The organism is Microbacterium sp. NPDC090014 (genome assembly GCF_044748285.1).
In the GTDB taxonomy this organism is placed as follows: domain Bacteria; phylum Actinomycetota; class Actinomycetes; order Actinomycetales; family Microbacteriaceae; genus Microbacterium.
Map to the genome: position 1 here is coordinate 2365657 of NZ_JBIVFS010000001.1, position 14444 is coordinate 2380100.

16 protein-coding genes and 4 tRNA genes are annotated in these 14444 nt (G+C 67.2%); 9 read left to right on the top strand and 11 right to left on the bottom strand.

All coding sequences use genetic code 11. The annotated features are described in order from the left end of the window. Positions 1-12: 12 nt before the first annotated feature. The 3 genes from ACIPV5_RS11225 to ACIPV5_RS11235 form a co-directional block, all read right to left on the bottom strand. Positions 13-561 (bottom strand): HIT domain-containing protein, encoded by a 549-nt coding sequence (locus ACIPV5_RS11225; RefSeq protein ID WP_053096196.1) that lies wholly within the window; start codon positions 559-561, stop codon positions 13-15. Further along, a complete protein-coding gene (thrS, locus tag ACIPV5_RS11230; protein ID WP_400341266.1) occupies positions 558-2483 on the bottom strand; it encodes a threonine--tRNA ligase in 1926 nt (641 codons plus the stop codon). The genes ACIPV5_RS11225 and thrS overlap by 4 nt, the downstream gene beginning before the upstream one ends. A gap of 121 nt (positions 2484-2604) precedes the next feature. After that, the gene (locus ACIPV5_RS11235) at positions 2605-2964 is read right to left on the bottom strand and encodes a YnfA family protein (RefSeq protein WP_053096200.1); all 360 of its coding nucleotides are present in this window, start codon (positions 2962-2964) and stop codon (positions 2605-2607) included. Positions 2965-3065: 101 nt separating this feature from the next. Between ACIPV5_RS11235 and ACIPV5_RS11240 the strand changes: the two genes are divergently transcribed. Next, positions 3066-3485: a hypothetical protein gene (locus ACIPV5_RS11240; RefSeq protein ID WP_285365481.1), complete on the top strand. Its 420-nt coding sequence runs from the start codon at positions 3066-3068 to the stop codon at positions 3483-3485. Positions 3486-3541: 56 nt separating this feature from the next. Next, positions 3542-4891, top strand: a complete 1350-nt coding sequence (locus ACIPV5_RS11245) for a cryptochrome/photolyase family protein (RefSeq protein ID WP_400341038.1) — start codon at positions 3542-3544, stop codon at positions 4889-4891. A gap of 71 nt (positions 4892-4962) precedes the next feature. Here the strand turns inward: ACIPV5_RS11245 and ACIPV5_RS11250 are convergent. The 3 genes from ACIPV5_RS11250 to ACIPV5_RS11260 all read right to left on the bottom strand — a co-directional run bounded on the left by ACIPV5_RS11250 (position 4963) and on the right by ACIPV5_RS11260 (position 5256). Beyond that, a tRNA-Val gene (locus ACIPV5_RS11250) sits at positions 4963-5034 on the bottom strand. A 25-nt stretch (positions 5035-5059) separates the two neighbouring features. Then, positions 5060-5130, bottom strand: a tRNA-Cys gene (locus ACIPV5_RS11255). Positions 5131-5183: 53 nt separating this feature from the next. Beyond that, positions 5184-5256: transfer RNA gene (locus tag ACIPV5_RS11260), tRNA-Gly, on the bottom strand. A 152-nt stretch (positions 5257-5408) separates the two neighbouring features. Between ACIPV5_RS11260 and ACIPV5_RS11265 the strand changes: the two genes are divergently transcribed. The 3 genes from ACIPV5_RS11265 to ACIPV5_RS11275 all read left to right on the top strand — a co-directional run bounded on the left by ACIPV5_RS11265 (position 5409) and on the right by ACIPV5_RS11275 (position 6481). Beyond that, a tRNA-Val gene (locus tag ACIPV5_RS11265) sits at positions 5409-5484 on the top strand. 92 nt (positions 5485-5576) lie between these two features. After that, entirely contained in the window at positions 5577-6029 is a 453-nt protein-coding gene (locus ACIPV5_RS11270; RefSeq protein ID WP_400341039.1) for a hypothetical protein, read from the top strand. Positions 6030-6118: 89 nt separating this feature from the next. Further along, complete coding sequence (locus ACIPV5_RS11275; protein WP_232224440.1) at positions 6119-6481, top strand: GIY-YIG nuclease family protein; 363 nt, start codon at positions 6119-6121, stop codon at positions 6479-6481. A gap of 51 nt (positions 6482-6532) precedes the next feature. Here the strand turns inward: ACIPV5_RS11275 and ACIPV5_RS11280 are convergent, their stop codons facing one another. The 4 genes from ACIPV5_RS11280 to zapE all read right to left on the bottom strand — a co-directional run bounded on the left by ACIPV5_RS11280 (position 6533) and on the right by zapE (position 10013). Then, the gene (locus ACIPV5_RS11280; RefSeq protein ID WP_053096209.1) at positions 6533-6916 is read right to left on the bottom strand and encodes an SPW repeat protein; all 384 of its coding nucleotides are present in this window, start codon (positions 6914-6916) and stop codon (positions 6533-6535) included. A 94-nt stretch (positions 6917-7010) separates the two neighbouring features. Continuing rightward, positions 7011-7589 carry a type II toxin-antitoxin system PemK/MazF family toxin gene (locus ACIPV5_RS11285; protein WP_083569336.1) on the bottom strand — a complete coding sequence of 193 codons (579 nt, stop codon included), beginning with the start codon at positions 7587-7589 and terminating at the stop codon, positions 7011-7013. Between the two features lie 20 nt (positions 7590-7609). Next, positions 7610-8848: an ammonium transporter gene (locus tag ACIPV5_RS11290; RefSeq protein ID WP_053096211.1), complete on the bottom strand. Its 1239-nt coding sequence runs from the start codon at positions 8846-8848 to the stop codon at positions 7610-7612. Positions 8849-8963: 115 nt separating this feature from the next. Next, positions 8964-10013, bottom strand: coding sequence for a cell division protein ZapE (gene zapE / locus ACIPV5_RS11295; protein ID WP_400341040.1), 1050 nt, complete (start codon positions 10011-10013; stop codon positions 8964-8966). 146 nt (positions 10014-10159) lie between these two features. Between zapE and ACIPV5_RS11300 the strand changes: the two genes are divergently transcribed. Together ACIPV5_RS11300 and ACIPV5_RS11305 are read left to right on the top strand one after the other, a co-directional pair. Next, positions 10160-11053 carry a sulfurtransferase gene (locus ACIPV5_RS11300; RefSeq protein ID WP_072591310.1) on the top strand — a complete coding sequence of 298 codons (894 nt, stop codon included), beginning with the start codon at positions 10160-10162 and terminating at the stop codon, positions 11051-11053. A gap of 19 nt (positions 11054-11072) precedes the next feature. Further along, the gene (locus ACIPV5_RS11305; protein WP_072591311.1) at positions 11073-11504 is read left to right on the top strand and encodes a SufE family protein; all 432 of its coding nucleotides are present in this window, start codon (positions 11073-11075) and stop codon (positions 11502-11504) included. Here ACIPV5_RS11305 and ACIPV5_RS11310 read toward each other — a convergent pair. Continuing rightward, positions 11488-12642 (bottom strand): S9 family peptidase, encoded by a 1155-nt coding sequence (locus ACIPV5_RS11310; protein ID WP_056278797.1) that lies wholly within the window; start codon positions 12640-12642, stop codon positions 11488-11490. The two genes, ACIPV5_RS11305 and ACIPV5_RS11310, sit on opposite strands and share 17 nt — an antisense overlap. Before the next feature lie 25 nt (positions 12643-12667). Here ACIPV5_RS11310 and ACIPV5_RS11315 point away from each other — a divergent pair, with 25 nt between their 5' ends. Both ACIPV5_RS11315 and ACIPV5_RS11320 read left to right on the top strand, forming a co-directional pair. Then, the gene (locus tag ACIPV5_RS11315; protein ID WP_056278798.1) at positions 12668-13249 is read left to right on the top strand and encodes a DUF3000 domain-containing protein; all 582 of its coding nucleotides are present in this window, start codon (positions 12668-12670) and stop codon (positions 13247-13249) included. Further along, complete coding sequence (locus ACIPV5_RS11320; RefSeq protein WP_053096223.1) at positions 13242-14435, top strand: HRDC domain-containing protein; 1194 nt, start codon at positions 13242-13244, stop codon at positions 14433-14435. Before ACIPV5_RS11315 ends, ACIPV5_RS11320 begins: the two co-directional genes overlap by 8 nt. Positions 14436-14444: the final 9 nt, after the last annotated feature.

Here is a 14444-nt window from a genome sequence, read left to right on the forward strand (position 1 = left end):
CCGAGCCGTGGCCTACGCCGTCGTCGGCCAGGCGTTCGCCACGGCTTCGCGCACCTCGCCGAGCAGCTGGGGCAGGGCCTTGGTCTTGGCGATGATCGGGAAGAAGTTGGCGTCCGACGTCCACCGCGGCACGATGTGCTGGTGCAGGTGGCCGTCGACTCCGGCACCGGCGACGGCACCCTGATTCATCCCGATGTTGAAGCCGTCGCAGCGCGAGACCTCGCGGAGCACGCGCATGCCGATCTGGGTCAGTGCCCCGATCTCGGCGACCTCCTCGGGTGTTGCCTGGTCGTAGGTGCCGATGTGGCGGTACGGGCACACCAGCAGGTGTCCGGAGTTGTACGGGAAAAGGTTGAGCAGCACATAGGCCGTCTCCCCCCGGGCGACGATCAGCCGCTCGGCATCCGGGAACTTCGGAGCCTCGCAGAACGGGCACTCCTCGCGCAGTGGCTCAGGACCAGCCTGGATGTAGGCCATCCGGTGCGGCGTCCAGAGCCGCTGGAACTCGTCGGGGACGCCCGCGAACTCGCCGGCGTCCTCCCACGACTCCGAGGACGTCACGCCAGGTCCCCTGCTGTCTGCACGAGAGTGTGTGCATCGATCGCTGCGCGGATGCGCGCTACTGCATCGGTGATCGGCACGCCGTTCTCCTGCGTGCCGTCGCGGTAGCGGAACGAGACGGTGCCCGCGTCGCGATCCTTCTCGCCCGCGATCAGCAGCAGCGGGACCTTGCCGGTCGTGTGCGTGCGGATCTTCTTCTGCATCCGGTCGTCGGAGGCGTCGAGCTCGGCGCGCACGCCCTGCGTGCGCAGCGTCTGGACGATCTCGCCCAGGTAGTCGGCGAACTCGTCGGCGACGGGGATTCCCACGACCTGCACGGGCGACAGCCACACCGGGAAGTCGCCGGCGTAGTGCTCGAGGAGGATCGCGAAGAACCGCTCGATCGAGCCGAACAGCGCACGGTGGATCATGATCGGACGCTTCTTCTGGCCGTCCTTGTCCATGTACTCGAGCTCGAAGCGCTCGGGCAGGTTCGGGTCGACCTGCACGGTCGACAGCTGCCAGGTGCGGCCGATCGCATCACGCGTCTTGAGGTCGATCTTCGGTCCGTAGAACGCGGCCTCGCCGGGGACTTCGGTGAGCTTCAGGCCGGATGCCACGGCGACCCGGCGGAGAGCATCGGTCGACGATTCCCAGAACTCGTCCGAGCCGATCCACTTGGACTTCTCGTCGTCCTTCATCGACAGCTCGAGCTCGAAGTCGGTGAGACCGAAGTCGCGCAGCATCGACAGGATGAACTCCAGGACCTTCGCGACCTCGCCCTCGAGCTGATCGGGGGTGACGAACAGGTGCGAGTCATCCTGAGTGAAGCCGCGCACTCGGGTGAGGCCGTGCAGCGCACCGGAGAGCTCGTTGCGATAGACGGTGCCGTTCTCGGCGAACCGCAGGGGCAGATCACGGTAGCTGCGCGCGCGCTCCTTGTAGATCAGGATGTGCATCGGGCAGTTCATGGGCTTCAGGTAGTAGTCCTGGCCCTGCTTCGTGATGTTGCCCTCGTCGTCGCGCTCCTCGTCCATGACGATCGGCGGGTACATGCCCTCCTTGTACGTCACGAGGTGGTTCGAGGTGAGGAAGAGGTCTTCCTTCGAGATGTGCGGGGTGTACACGTAGGTGTAGCCGCCCTCGATGTGGCGCCTGCGAGCGTGCTGCTCCATCTCGCCGCGGACGATGCCGCCACGGGGGTGCCAGACCGACAGACCCGAACCGATCTCCTCGGGGAACGAGAAGAGGTCGAGCTCCTTGCCGAGACGGCGGTGGTCGCGCTTGGCGGCCTCCTCGAGGCGGTGCTGGTACTCACGCAGCTCGTCCTTCGACGGCCAGGCGGTGCCGTAGATCCGCTGCAGCTGCGGGTTCTTCTCGCTGCCCCGCCAGTATGCGGCGGCGATGCGGGTCAGATCCCAGCCGTTGCCGATCATGCGGGTATTGGGCAGGTGCGGCCCGCGGCAGAGGTCCTTCCAGACGACCTCGCCGTCGCGGGTCGTGTTGTCGTAGATCGTCAGCTCGCCCTCGCCGACCTCGACGGAGGCGCCCTCGGCGGCTTCCTTGCCGCCCTTGAGACCGATGAGCTCGAGCTTGAACGGCTCGTCGGCCAGCTCTGCCCGCGCCTCGTCGTCCGTGACGACACGACGCACGAAGCGCTGCCCCTCACGGACGATGCGCTGCATCTCCTTCGTGATGGCCTTGATGTCCTCGGGCGTGAACGGGGTGTCGACGCCGAAGTCGTAGTAGAAGCCGTCGGTGATGGGCGGCCCGATGCCCAGGTTCGCCTGCGGGTTGATCCGCTGCACCGCCTGCGCGAGCACGTGCGCGGCCGAGTGACGCAGGATGTTCAGCCCGTCGGGACTGTCGATCGTGACCGACTCGACCTCGTCGGCATCCGTCACTGTCGCGGCGAGGTCCTTGAGGGTCCCGTTGACGCGCATGGCGACGACTGAACGGTCAGAGAACAGGGCGAAGCCGTCTTTCGGCTGAGCATTTTCAGGCACTGCACACTCCATCTGGGTCTGGATCTAGGCTACTCGCATGCCCGTGGGCCGCTGACCGCTACGACGCCACCTCAGACTCGGTGTTCGCCGCCGTGGGAGCGAGGATGATGATCGCCGCGCCGACGAGCGCGATCGCCGAGCCGACCCAGTCCCAGACGGTCGGCTTGAAGCCGTCGACGATGATGCCCCACGCGAGCGATCCGGCGATGAACACCCCGCCGTACGAGGCGAGCACGCGTCCGAAGTTCGCGTCAGGCTGGAGCGCCGCGATGAACCCGTACGCACCGAGAGCCATCACGCCGAGCACAGCGAAGACCCAGCCACGGTTCTCCTTCACGGCCTGCCAGATCAGCCACGCGCCGCCGATCTCGGCGACGGCGGCGAGCACGAAGAGGATGCTGATGCGCAGGACGGTCATGCACTCAGTCTGGCAAAGGCCTCCACGTGGGCGGGCAGACCTGCCGCGACGCGCCCGGGCGACACCCGTGAGCTCCGGTTCCGCCGGGGTAGCGTGAGCGGATGATCAGACCACTGGCGCGCTGGATCCTCGCACTCGCCCTGGGTGCGATCGGCATCGTCCACTTCACGAGCACCCGCGGTTTCCGCGTCGTCGTGCCTGACTGGGCGACTCGGGCCACTCGTCTCGACAAGGAGGCGATCATCATCGCGTCGGGCGCCGCGGAGGTCGCCCTCGCCGCCGGGCTGCTCCTGCTGCCGAACGAGAGACGGCGTGTCGGAATCGCCACCGCCGCGTTCTTCGTCGCCGTGTTCCCGGGAAACGTGCACCAGTGGCGCACTCACCGGTCCACCCCGGGGCTCGACACCGAAGCGCGGCGTCTCGGACGACTCTTCCTCCAGCCTCTTCTCGTCGCCTGGGCGCTGTGGGCGACGACTGCGCCGGCTAGACCACGGATGCGCGCGGTGCCTCGTATCCGCTGAGCAGCCGGCAGCGCAAGCCCGCCCACTCGTTCCGTCCACCCCGCCAGAATGGAGCCATGGCCTCTCCCTCGCTCGTCTGGCTCCGCGACGACCTTCGACTCGCCGACAATCCGGCGCTCAGGGCGGCGATCGATCGCGGTGAACCACTGGTCGTGCTGTTCGTCCTCGACGAGGAGTCCCCCGGCATCCGACCGCTCGGCGGAGCCGCACGCTGGTGGCTCCACCACTCCCTCGCGTCTTTGGACGACGCGCTGCGGGAACTCGGCGCCACTCTGACGCTGCGTCGAGGTCCTGCCGAACGCATCGTCCGCGAGACCGTCGCAGACTCGGGCGCGACTGCCGTCTTCTGGAACCGGCGATACGGGGGCGCCGAACGCGAGGTCGACACCGCGCTCAAGGCGGCGCTGCGCGCGGACGGCCACGAGGTCACGTCGTTCCAGGCATCGCTGCTGCACGAACCGTGGACGGTGAAGACCGGCGGCGGCACCCACTTCTCGGTGTTCACGCCGTTCTGGCGGGCATGTCTCTCCCTCCCCACGCCGCGAGCGCCCCTCCCCGCGCCCCGGAGTCTCGCTGGGGTGCCCCAGCCCCCGGCGTCCGACGATCTCGTCGACTGGGATCTGCTGCCGACCCGCCCCGACTGGGCCGGCGGGCTCCGCGACGCCTGGGAGCCCGGTGAGCCGGCGGCCAGAGCTCGGCTGCGTACGTTCCTGCATGACGACATCGGCTCGTACGATCGCGCGCGGGATGAGCCGTCGGCGGGCGCGACGTCACTGCTGTCACCGCGTCTGCGGTGGGGCGAGCTGAGCCCGTTCACCGTGTGGCACGCGGCGGTGGAGGCCGATGGCGCGGCCGGGTTCCTCTCGGAGTTGGGCTGGCGCGAATTCGCCTGGCACACGACGTTCCACGCACCGGACATCGCCACGAAGAACCTCCGTCGTCAGTACGACGCCTTCCCCTGGCCGCGGCTCAAGCCGTCGGAACTCGAGGCGTGGCAGCGCGGCGATACCGGGATCCCGCTCGTCGATGCGGGGATGCGCGAACTGTGGCACACGGGTTTCATGCACAACCGGGTGCGCATGGTGACGGCCTCGTTCCTCGTGAAGAACCTGCTCATCGACTGGCGGCGCGGCGAGGAGTGGTTCTGGGACACCCTGGTCGACGCCGACGGCGCCAGCAACCCGTTCAACTGGCAGTGGGTGGCAGGATCCGGCGCCGACGCCGCCCCGTACTTCCGCGTCTTCAATCCCGAGCTGCAGGCGAAGAAGTTCGACCCGCACGGCCTGTACATCTCGGAGTGGGCGTCGGATGCCCCGACAGAGCCGATCGTCGATCTCGCGGCCACCCGCAAAGCGGCGCTCGCAGCGTACGAGGTCGTCAAGCGGTCGTCCCCGGTCTCGGGGTGACCGCCGCCGGTGACGGCTGCGCCCCGTCATGGGACAACAAAAAACCCCCGGAGAACCGGGGGTTTTGTCTGTGCGCGATACTGGGATCGAACCAGTGACCTCTTCCGTGTCAGGGAAGCGCGCTACCGCTGCGCCAATCGCGCCCGTTGGGGCTATTCAGTTACTGAGAGGTGGCGACGGGATTCGAACCCGTGTAAACGGCTTTGCAGGCCGGTGCCTAGCCGCTCGGCCACGCCACCGTGTGGATTGACCCCACGTGCCGAAGGCCTTCCGAAGAAGGCCCCTGCACTTGAGCGGATGACGAGACTCGAACTCGCGACCCCAACCTTGGCAAGGTTGTGCGCTACCAACTGCGCTACATCCGCGTTGTTCCCGGTTGTTGTCCCGGGCACTTATGAAACATTAGCCGATGATCGGCGACTGTCCAAACCGAAACCGAATCTCGCGCGTGTCTCGCAGGGTGGTCAACTTGGCCTCCGACGGTCGGGTAGTATCGGTTGACGTACCCCGCAGGTATGGGCGATTGGCGCAGTTGGTAGCGCGCTTCCTTCACACGGAAGAGGTCATCGGTTCGAGTCCGGTATCGCCCACCACAGAACCCCGCGCATCTGAGATGCCGCGGGGTTTTCTCATGGCGCGAGGGCGCGGGAGCCATCGCCGATCTTTCGATTGCTAGCGTTGCGGCATGCCCACCCTGCTCGACGACTTCCTCTCCGGAGATCGCGGACGCGTGATGCACGCGGTGTGGGAGACGATCCGCTCGCGGGATGCCGCGACTCTCGACCCCCTCGTCGCCGCGCTTCCGCAGCTCCGGCGCGAGGCGACGAGGCTCGATCTGGGCGGGATGATCTATTCGAACAACGCCCATCTGGCGCACGCGCTCACCAAACTCGAACAGTATCGCGACAGGGAGTGCTGGTGCGCCGCTTACCCCGGGCTGCTCACGAATGACCCCGAGAAGGAACAGGCGCTCGGCCACGTCAGCATCCTCTCGACGAGTGATCCTGGCTGGTCGATGACCTATGTCACCGAATGCGCCGTGTGCGGGAGGCTGTTCGATGTCGAGCAGGGGGACCATCACTTCATGTGGTGGAGATGGGTGCCGCGCGGGGTGAAGAAAAGTCGCGGAGAGGTCTGACGTCGGTGGCCGGCGGTAGCGTTCCGAGCATGCCGCGCACTCCGCTCCCGAGCCCTTGTCCGCTCTGCGGCCATGGAGACGCGGTGCGCGTGACCACCGCGCTGCTGTGCGACTGGTGCGGGTGGCGTTACGGCGACTCCCCCGACCCCGACCTCCCCCGCCCGGTGGTCGAGGTGGTCTATTACATCCGCTACGACCGTCGGGTGAAGATCGGCACCAGTCGCCGGCCGCGTCACCGACTCGCGAGCATCCGCCACGACGAGCTCCTCGCGTTCGAGCCGGGTGGCCGTGCGGTGGAGCAATCGAGACACCGCGAGTTCGCCGACATCCGGGAGGGCGGCGAATGGTTCACCCTCACCCCGTATCTCGCGGCCCACATCGACGGACTGCGCACGCTGGACGACCCCTGGCAGCTCTACGCGCGCTGGGTGGCGGCGGCATTGCAGAACTGAAGCCCCGCACAGGGCCGACGTTCCGTGCGGGGCTTCAGAGTTCGTACGCCATCAGACGCGAGCGGTGGCCTTGACCTTCGCGGGCTGCGGCTGCGAGAACAGCACGACCACGATCACGGCGACGCCGACGACCACGTGCGGCACCCAGACGTTCGGCGCCTCCGTCGAGAAGCCGAAGATCCACGGCGACAGCGCCAGGAACAGGCTCGCGACGATGTCGAACACGAGGTGGACGGGCATCGGGATGACGCCGAACGGCCCCCATTCGTACTTCGTGAAAAGGCTGTAGACGATGAGCCCGATTCCGAGCACGATCGGGATGATCACGGCGGGGCCGCCCATGCTCGCGAAGCCGAAGAGCCACGGAGCGGCGATCAGCGCCACTCCGACGATGTAGTCGAGAATTCCATGGACCTTGGTGGGGATGAAACGCATGATTCCTCCTGTGGTGTCGTCGCATCCTGCGACTCACAGACTGTTCGCAGCCGTTCGTCGAACGGATTGCGACCTGGTCACACGTGTCGGGGCTTCAGGCGGTCGCCCAGCCGTATCGTCGAGCCAGAGCCGAAGCGACCTCCCCGTAGCGCGATCGGTCGAGCACCGCGGCCTCACGGCGCAGTCCACTCTCGTGCACGCTGTACAGCAGCTCGATGTCGACCCAGGACTCCCGTCCCTGCGCGTCCCAGCCGCCGGAGCCTATCGACAGGTAGTCGCGGTCGCCGTCGTGCGCCTTGCTCGTCATCCGCACCGCATAGACACGTTCTGCGGATTCGCGCCCGATCACGAGCACCGGCCGATCCTTGCCTCGACCGTCGTTCTCCTCGTAGGGCACCCAGGTCCAGATGATCTCACCCGCGTCAGGGGCGCCGTCCCGGTCGGGCGCGTAGCCGATGCGGAGGTCATCGATCCGGTCGGGGTCGACCCGCCGTGTCTCGGTGCCGCGCGACGCCGCTCTCGACGCCCCTGAGGCGGAGCGGACCTCCTCGGAGGTGCGCAGACGCGAGACCGGGCGTCTCGGACGAGTTTTCGTCCGAGACGCCCGGTCAGATCCCAGTGCTGTGAAGAGGATCTCCGCGAGTCGTGCCAGGATGCCGTTGGTGTTGCTCACACGGTCACCCTAACGGCAGTTCAGGCGTCGGCCAGCGCGTAGCCCTCCTCGCCGTGGACGACCTGGTCGACACCGGCGATCTCGTCTTCGCTCGTGATGCGGAAGCCGATCGTCTTCTCGATCGCGAAGCCGATGATGAAGGCGACGACGAAGGAGTAGATCAGCACACCGAGCGCTGCGATCGCCTGGACGGCGAGCTGACGTGCGTCGCCTCCGACGAACAGACCGGTCTCGGTGGCGAAGAAGCCGAGGTACAGCGTTCCGATGAGGCCACCCACCAGGTGGATGCCGACCACGTCGAGCGAGTCGTCGAAGCCGAGACGGAACTTCATCTCGACCGCCAGCGCGCAGACGATACCGGCGACGGCACCGAGCAGCAGCGACCATCCGGGCGTCAGGTTCGCGCAGGCCGGGGTGATGGCGACGAGACCGGCGACCGCGCCGGACGCTGCACCGACCGAGGTTGCCTTGCCGTCCTTGATGCGCTCGATGAGGATCCAGCCGAGGATCGCGGCCGCCGTGGCGCCGAGGGTGTTCAGGCCGATGAGTCCGACGCCGCCCATGTCCTCTGCGAGCCACTCCGCGCCGGCGTTGAAGCCGAACCAGCCGAACCACAGCAGCGCTGCGCCGAGGAGCGTCAGCGGCACGTTGTGCGGCTTGAGGATGCCCTTCTGGAAGCCGATGCGCTTGCCGAGGACGATCGCGAGGGCGAGAGCCGCGGCGCCGGCGTTGATGTGCACCGCTGTACCACCGGCGTAGTCGATGACGCCGATGCCGCTGTCCTCACCGAACAGCGTGGTGCCGAGGTTCATGATCCAGCCGCCGCCCCAGACCCATGCGGCTACGGGGAAGTATCCGACGGTGGCGAAGACACCGGCGAAGATGAGCCAGCTGCCGAACTTCGCGCGGTCGGCGATGGCGCCCGAGATGAGCGCGACGGTGATGATCGCGAAGGTCGCGCCGTAGGCGACTCCGAGAAGTGCGACGTTCGAGCCCTCACCGGCCGCGAGGCTCGAGAGACCGAAGTCGGCGAAGGGGTTGCCGGCGAATGCCGTCGGGCTGTCGACCGCGCTCATCGAGAATCCGAAGAGGATCCAGAGGACGGCGACGAGACCGATCGAGCCGAAGCTCATCATCATCATGCTGACGACGCTCTTGGCCTTGACGAGACCGCCGTAGAAGAAGGCGACGCCGGGCGTCATGAGCAGTACGAGGGCGGTCGCGGTGATCGCCCAGGAGATGTTGCCTGGAGCATCCATAGTCAAACCTCACATTCGGGAAACTGAGAGCTTCAGTGTGACGAGGCCCGATTTCCGGAATGCGTGAGGTTTGTTGCGGTGGCGTTACAGAGACGCCGCGTGTGTGAACACTGCGTTACGCGACACTGCGATCCGCGTGTGTAAGTGCATTGAGTCTGGAGACAGCGCGCAGGTATTTCTTGCGATATCCCCCGTTCAGCATCTCTTCTGCGAAGACCTGGTCGAGGCTCACACCGGTGGCGACGATCGGGATCTGCGCGTCGTACACGCGGTCGACGAACGCGACGAAGCGCAGAGCCTCGGACTGATCGGTCAGGACCTGCACATCACGCAGGCCCACGAGATCCAGCTCGGCGATGATCCGCAGATACCGCGAGGGGTGCACTCGGGCCAGGTGACGGATGACGTCGGCGAAGGAATCGTCGGATGCGTTTCCGTGCCCCGCCCCCTCGTCGATCGCGCGGGCATAGGAATCGTCGTCGCTCACGACGGCGTGCCCGTCGAGCGCCCGCTGGCGGAAGTCGACGCCGTCGATGCGGATCGTCTGGAAGCTGTCGGACATCGCGTGGATCTCTCGGAGGAAGTCCTGTGCGGCGAAGCGGCCCTCACCCAATGCGTTCGGCGGAGTGTTCGAGGTCGCCGCGAGCTTGGTGCCGGTGGGAACCAGCTCGCCGATGAGCCGAGTCATGACCATGGTGTCGCCCGGGTCATCGAGTTCGAACTCGTCGATGCACAGCAGGTCTGCACCCTTGAGCAGGTCGACGGTGTTCTTGTAACCGAGCGCGCCGACCAGAGCCGTGTACTCGATGAACGAGCCGAAGTACTTCCTGCGCGCGGGCATCGCGTGATAGATCGACGCCAGCAGGTGGGTCTTGCCGACGCCGAATCCGCCGTCGAGATAGACGCCCGGCTTCGTCTCCGGCTCCTTCTTGGCTCGGCTGAAGAATCCGCCCCGCTTGAGCGGAGCACCGCGTCCGGCGAACCGGATGAGCGTCTCCTTGGCGTCCTCCTGCGAGGGGTAGGCCGCATCGGCACGATAGCTCTCGAACGTCGCACCGTCGAACTGCGGCGGCGGCACGAGGCTAGCCAGCATCTCGGGACCGGTGACGGTCGGCTGTCGATCTGTCAGGTGCACGATGCCCGTGCGGCTGGGCGTGTCGGTCATCACGGTCCTGTGTCGGGGGCGCACCTGTGTCGAAGTCTTACGAATCGGGTGCAGGGCGCACGGCGTGGATCTATCGTCGAAGTATCGGCTCCACATTACGCCGTCGTCCCCTGCATCATCGCCGCTCACCGTCTGAGGAGATCCCTGTGGCCATCGAGTTCGACACCACTTCGTCAAAGTTCGCCGAGTACGCCGAGCCCGGCCGTCTCGTGAGCACCGAGTGGCTGGCCGAGCGCCTCGGCACACCGGGCCTGGTCGTCGTCGAATCCGATGAGGACGTGCTGCTGTACGAGACGGGCCACATCCCCGGCGCCGTGAAGGTCGACTGGCACACCGAGCTCAATGATCCCGTCGTGCGCGACTATGTCGACGGCGAGGGCTTCGCGAAGCTGCTCAGCACCAAGGGCATCTCCCGCGACGACACCGTCGTGATCTACGGCGACAAGAACAACTGGTGGGCCGCCTACGCGCTCTGGGTCTTCTCGCTCTTCGGCCACGAGGACGTTCGACTGCTCGACGGCGGACGCGATCGCTGGATCTCCGAGGGCCGCGAGATCACCCGTGACGCCCCGCAGATCACGCCGACGGAGTATCCCGTGGTCGAACGCGACGATTCGGAGATCCGCGCATACAAGGAGGATGTCCTCGCTCACATCGGCAGCCCGCTGATCGATGTGCGCTCTCCCGAGGAGTACAGCGGTGAGCGCACCACCGCACCGGCCTACCCCGAAGAGGGAGCCCTGCGCGCGGGGCACATCCCCACCGCCCAGAGCGTGCCGTGGGCGAAGGCCGTGGCTGAGGACGGCGGCTTCCGGTCGCGGGCCGAACTCGACGCGATCTACCGTGACGGGGCCGGACTCGCCGATGGCGACGAGGTCGTCGCGTACTGCCGCATCGGAGAGCGCTCGAGCCACACGTGGTTCGTCCTCACGCACCTGCTCGGATTCGAGAACGTCCGCAACTACGACGGCTCGTGGACCGAGTGGGGCAGCGCGGTGCGGGTCCCGATCGTGACCGGCGCGGAGCCCGGATCCCTCTGATCGTGGGAGAATGACAGGGATGAGCACCACGCACGTTCCTGACACCCTCGCCGAGATCCGCGACGGATTCCTCGAGACCCCCGAGGCGGATCGACTGCTGCTCCTGCTGGAGTACTCGGACGAGCTGCCGGAGGTCTCCGAAGAGGTCGCGAATCACCCCGAGATGTGCGAGCGCGTCGCGGAGTGCCAGTCACCGGTCTACATCTACGTCGAGGTCGCCGACGGAATCGTGACCATGCACGCCACCGCCCCGCCCGAGGCGCCGACCACGCGCGGATTCGCGAGCATCCTCGTGCAGGGCATCTCCGGCCTCACCCCTGACGAGGTTCTCGCGATCCCCGACGACTATCCGCAGTCGATCGGTCTCACCCGCGCGGTGTCGCCGCTGCGCATCGGCGGCATGACCGGCATGCTGATGCGCGCCAAGAAGCAGGTCATGCAGAAGCGCTGAACCCCTGCGCTGCGAGCCATCCGGTGATGGCATCGCTCCACCCTGCCTGGTCGTAGTTCCAGATCTTGGTGTGCCGGGCGACCGTGAAGCGGGGCATCGTGACCAGGTCGGGTCTGGCCTGCTCGAGTGCGTGCGATGCATCGGCGGGCACGAATCCGTCGTCGTCGCTGTGCAGGATGAGGATGGGCACCGACAGCTCGTCGGCGCGCGACACCATGTCCAGGCTGTCGAACGGGATCGCGTTCTCCGCGCCGCTGAGCCGCGCGGTGAACGGGACGGACAGTGCGCCCATCGCGAGGTCCGGCAGCGGTGCGTGCATGCCGGACTCGCGCGCTTGGAATCGCAGCACGCTGCGCCAGTCGATCACCGGCGACTCGAGGATGAGACCGACGATGCGGTCGCGGTTGCCCGAGTTCAGGGCGGTCTGCATCGCGACCGCTCCGCCCATCGACCATCCCATCAGGATCACTCGATCGGCGCCGTGTCGGAGCGCATACGACACCGCCGCATCGACGTCGCGCCACTCCGAAGCCCCCAGAGCGTACGCACCGCTTCGGCTGCGCGGCGCCTCACCGTCGTTGCGGTACGAGACGACGAGGTTCGGGAAGCCCGCGGCATGCAGCACGGGGACGGCACGAAGGCACTCGGCTCGGGTGACCCCTCGTCCGTGGACCTGGATCACCCACGTCGAGGAGTCGGCCGGGAACAGCCAGGCGGGGCATGGCCCGGCCGGGGAACCGATGAGCACGTTCTGCGAGGGCAGGTGGAGCTCGCCGGGAGTGGAGTAGTACCAACCGCTGAACGCCGCGCTCCTGTCGACGCGGGCGCCCGGTTCGATCTGCGTCAGCAGCTTGCGCCTCACGGTGGTGGCATCAGCGCTCAGCACCGCGCCGAGCTTGACGTAGCCATACGTTCCCGAGGTGAAGAGTCCGTATCGACCCGGGAGCTCGGTGTCCCGCGTCCGGGTGAGCTCGATCGTCTGCGCCCCGGTGTCGACGGCGAGGATCTCGACGTTCGCCGGTCGCTTCGCCGGCATGACGACCCGACGGGCGACGCTGAAGACGAGCAGAGCCAGCGCCGTCCCCAGAGCGAGCAGAGCAGGGACAAGGAGTGCAACGGCGTGCCTGAGACTCTTCATCGCTTCCTGACTCTAGCCTGTTGCCGTGACCGCACACCCCGATGCCGGAACGATCTTCGACGCCGCCGTGGCTGAACTGCGCGACATCGCCTTCCGCTCAGACATCACCATCCGCGAGATAGCGACGCCGCAGGGCCTCGCTCCGCACGCCCTCGCCCTCGCAGCCGACGTCCGCCCGGACGACGGCGGAGAGTCGGCATACGGGACGGGACGTTTCGTTCTGCTGCATGATCCCGACAACCCGGCCGCATGGGACGGCGACTGGCGGATCGTGATCTTCGCCCAGGCGCCGCTCGAGACCGAGATCGGCACCGACCCCCTGCTCGCCGACGTCACGTGGTCCTGGCTCGTCGATGCACTCGACTCGAGAGGCGCTGGCTACCACTCCGCGTCGGGCACGTCGACCAAGACCCTGTCGAAGGGGTTCGGCGGACTCGCCGACGAAGGAGACGGCGCACAGATAGAGTTGAGGGCGTCCTGGACACCCGAGGGCCCCTTCACACCCCATGTCGAGGCCTGGGTCGAACTGGTCGGGATGCTGGCGGGTCTTCCGCCCGGTTCCGAGGGCATCGCCGTTATCGGCGCGCGAAAGGCAGCACGTGACTGAATACTCCGTGATCTCCGACGTCTCGGAGTTCCACGCGGCATGCGCCGCACTGGCCGCAGGAACTGGGCCTGTCGCCGTGGACGTCGAGAGGGCATCCGGATTCCGCTACTCCCAGCGCGCCTATCTCGTGCAGGTGTTCCGCCGCGACGCGGGGGTCTTCCTGTTCGACCCTCCCGCTCTCGGCGACTTCAGCCCTCTGCAGCAGGCCATCGGCGACGCCCTGTGGGTGTTCCACGCCGCCAGCCAGGATCTTCCGTCTCTGCGCGAACTCGATCTGCTCCCCCACACGATCTTCGACACGGAGCTCGCATCGCGACTGCTGGGTCATGACCGAGTCGGACTCGCCGCGGTCGTCGAGAACACGCTCGGCATCACGCTCAAGAAGGAGCACTCCGCGGCGGACTGGTCGACCAGACCCCTTCCCGCTGCATGGCTCGAGTACGCGGCACTCGATGTGCTGCACCTCATCGACGTCTACGAGGCTCTGGAGGCGGAGCTCGAGGAGCAGGGGAAGACCGAGTACGCGGCCGAGGAGTTCGCCGCCACGCTCGCCCGACTGCCGAAGCCTCCTCGCGAAGACCCCTGGCGACGACTCAGCGGACTGCACCAGGTGCGCGGCGCGCGGAACCTCGCGGTCGCTCGCTCGCTGTGGCAGGCTCGCGAGAGCTTCGCCCAGGATCAGGACGTCTCTCCCGGCCGTCTGGTGCCGGACCGATCGCTCATCGCGGCCGTGCTGGCGAACCCGCAGAGCAAGCAGGCGCTCGCGGGGATCAAGGAGTTCCAGGGCCGAGCGAGCCGCACCCAGCTCGACCGCTGGTGGCAGGCGATGGTCGACGGACGTGCCACGGAGGAACTTCCCCGGGAGCGGGTTCCCAGCGATACGCTGCCGCCGCCGCGAGCCTGGTCCGATCGCAATCCGGAGGCCGACGCGCGACTCAAAGCCGCCCGCCCGGTCGTCGAGGCCACGGCCGAGGAACTCGGGATGCCGACCGAGAACCTGCTCACCCCCGATCACCTGCGCCGTGTGGCGTGGGATGTACCGGGAACGACGCCCGAGGCCATCGGCGAGGCACTCGCCGCGCTGGGTGCCCGCCCGTGGCAGATTGCACAGACTGCACAGAAGATCGCGGACGCCTTTGTAGAGGCGGCGCAAACGCCCGACGAGGCGTCCGCACCGGCTTCGTAGGTTCGATCC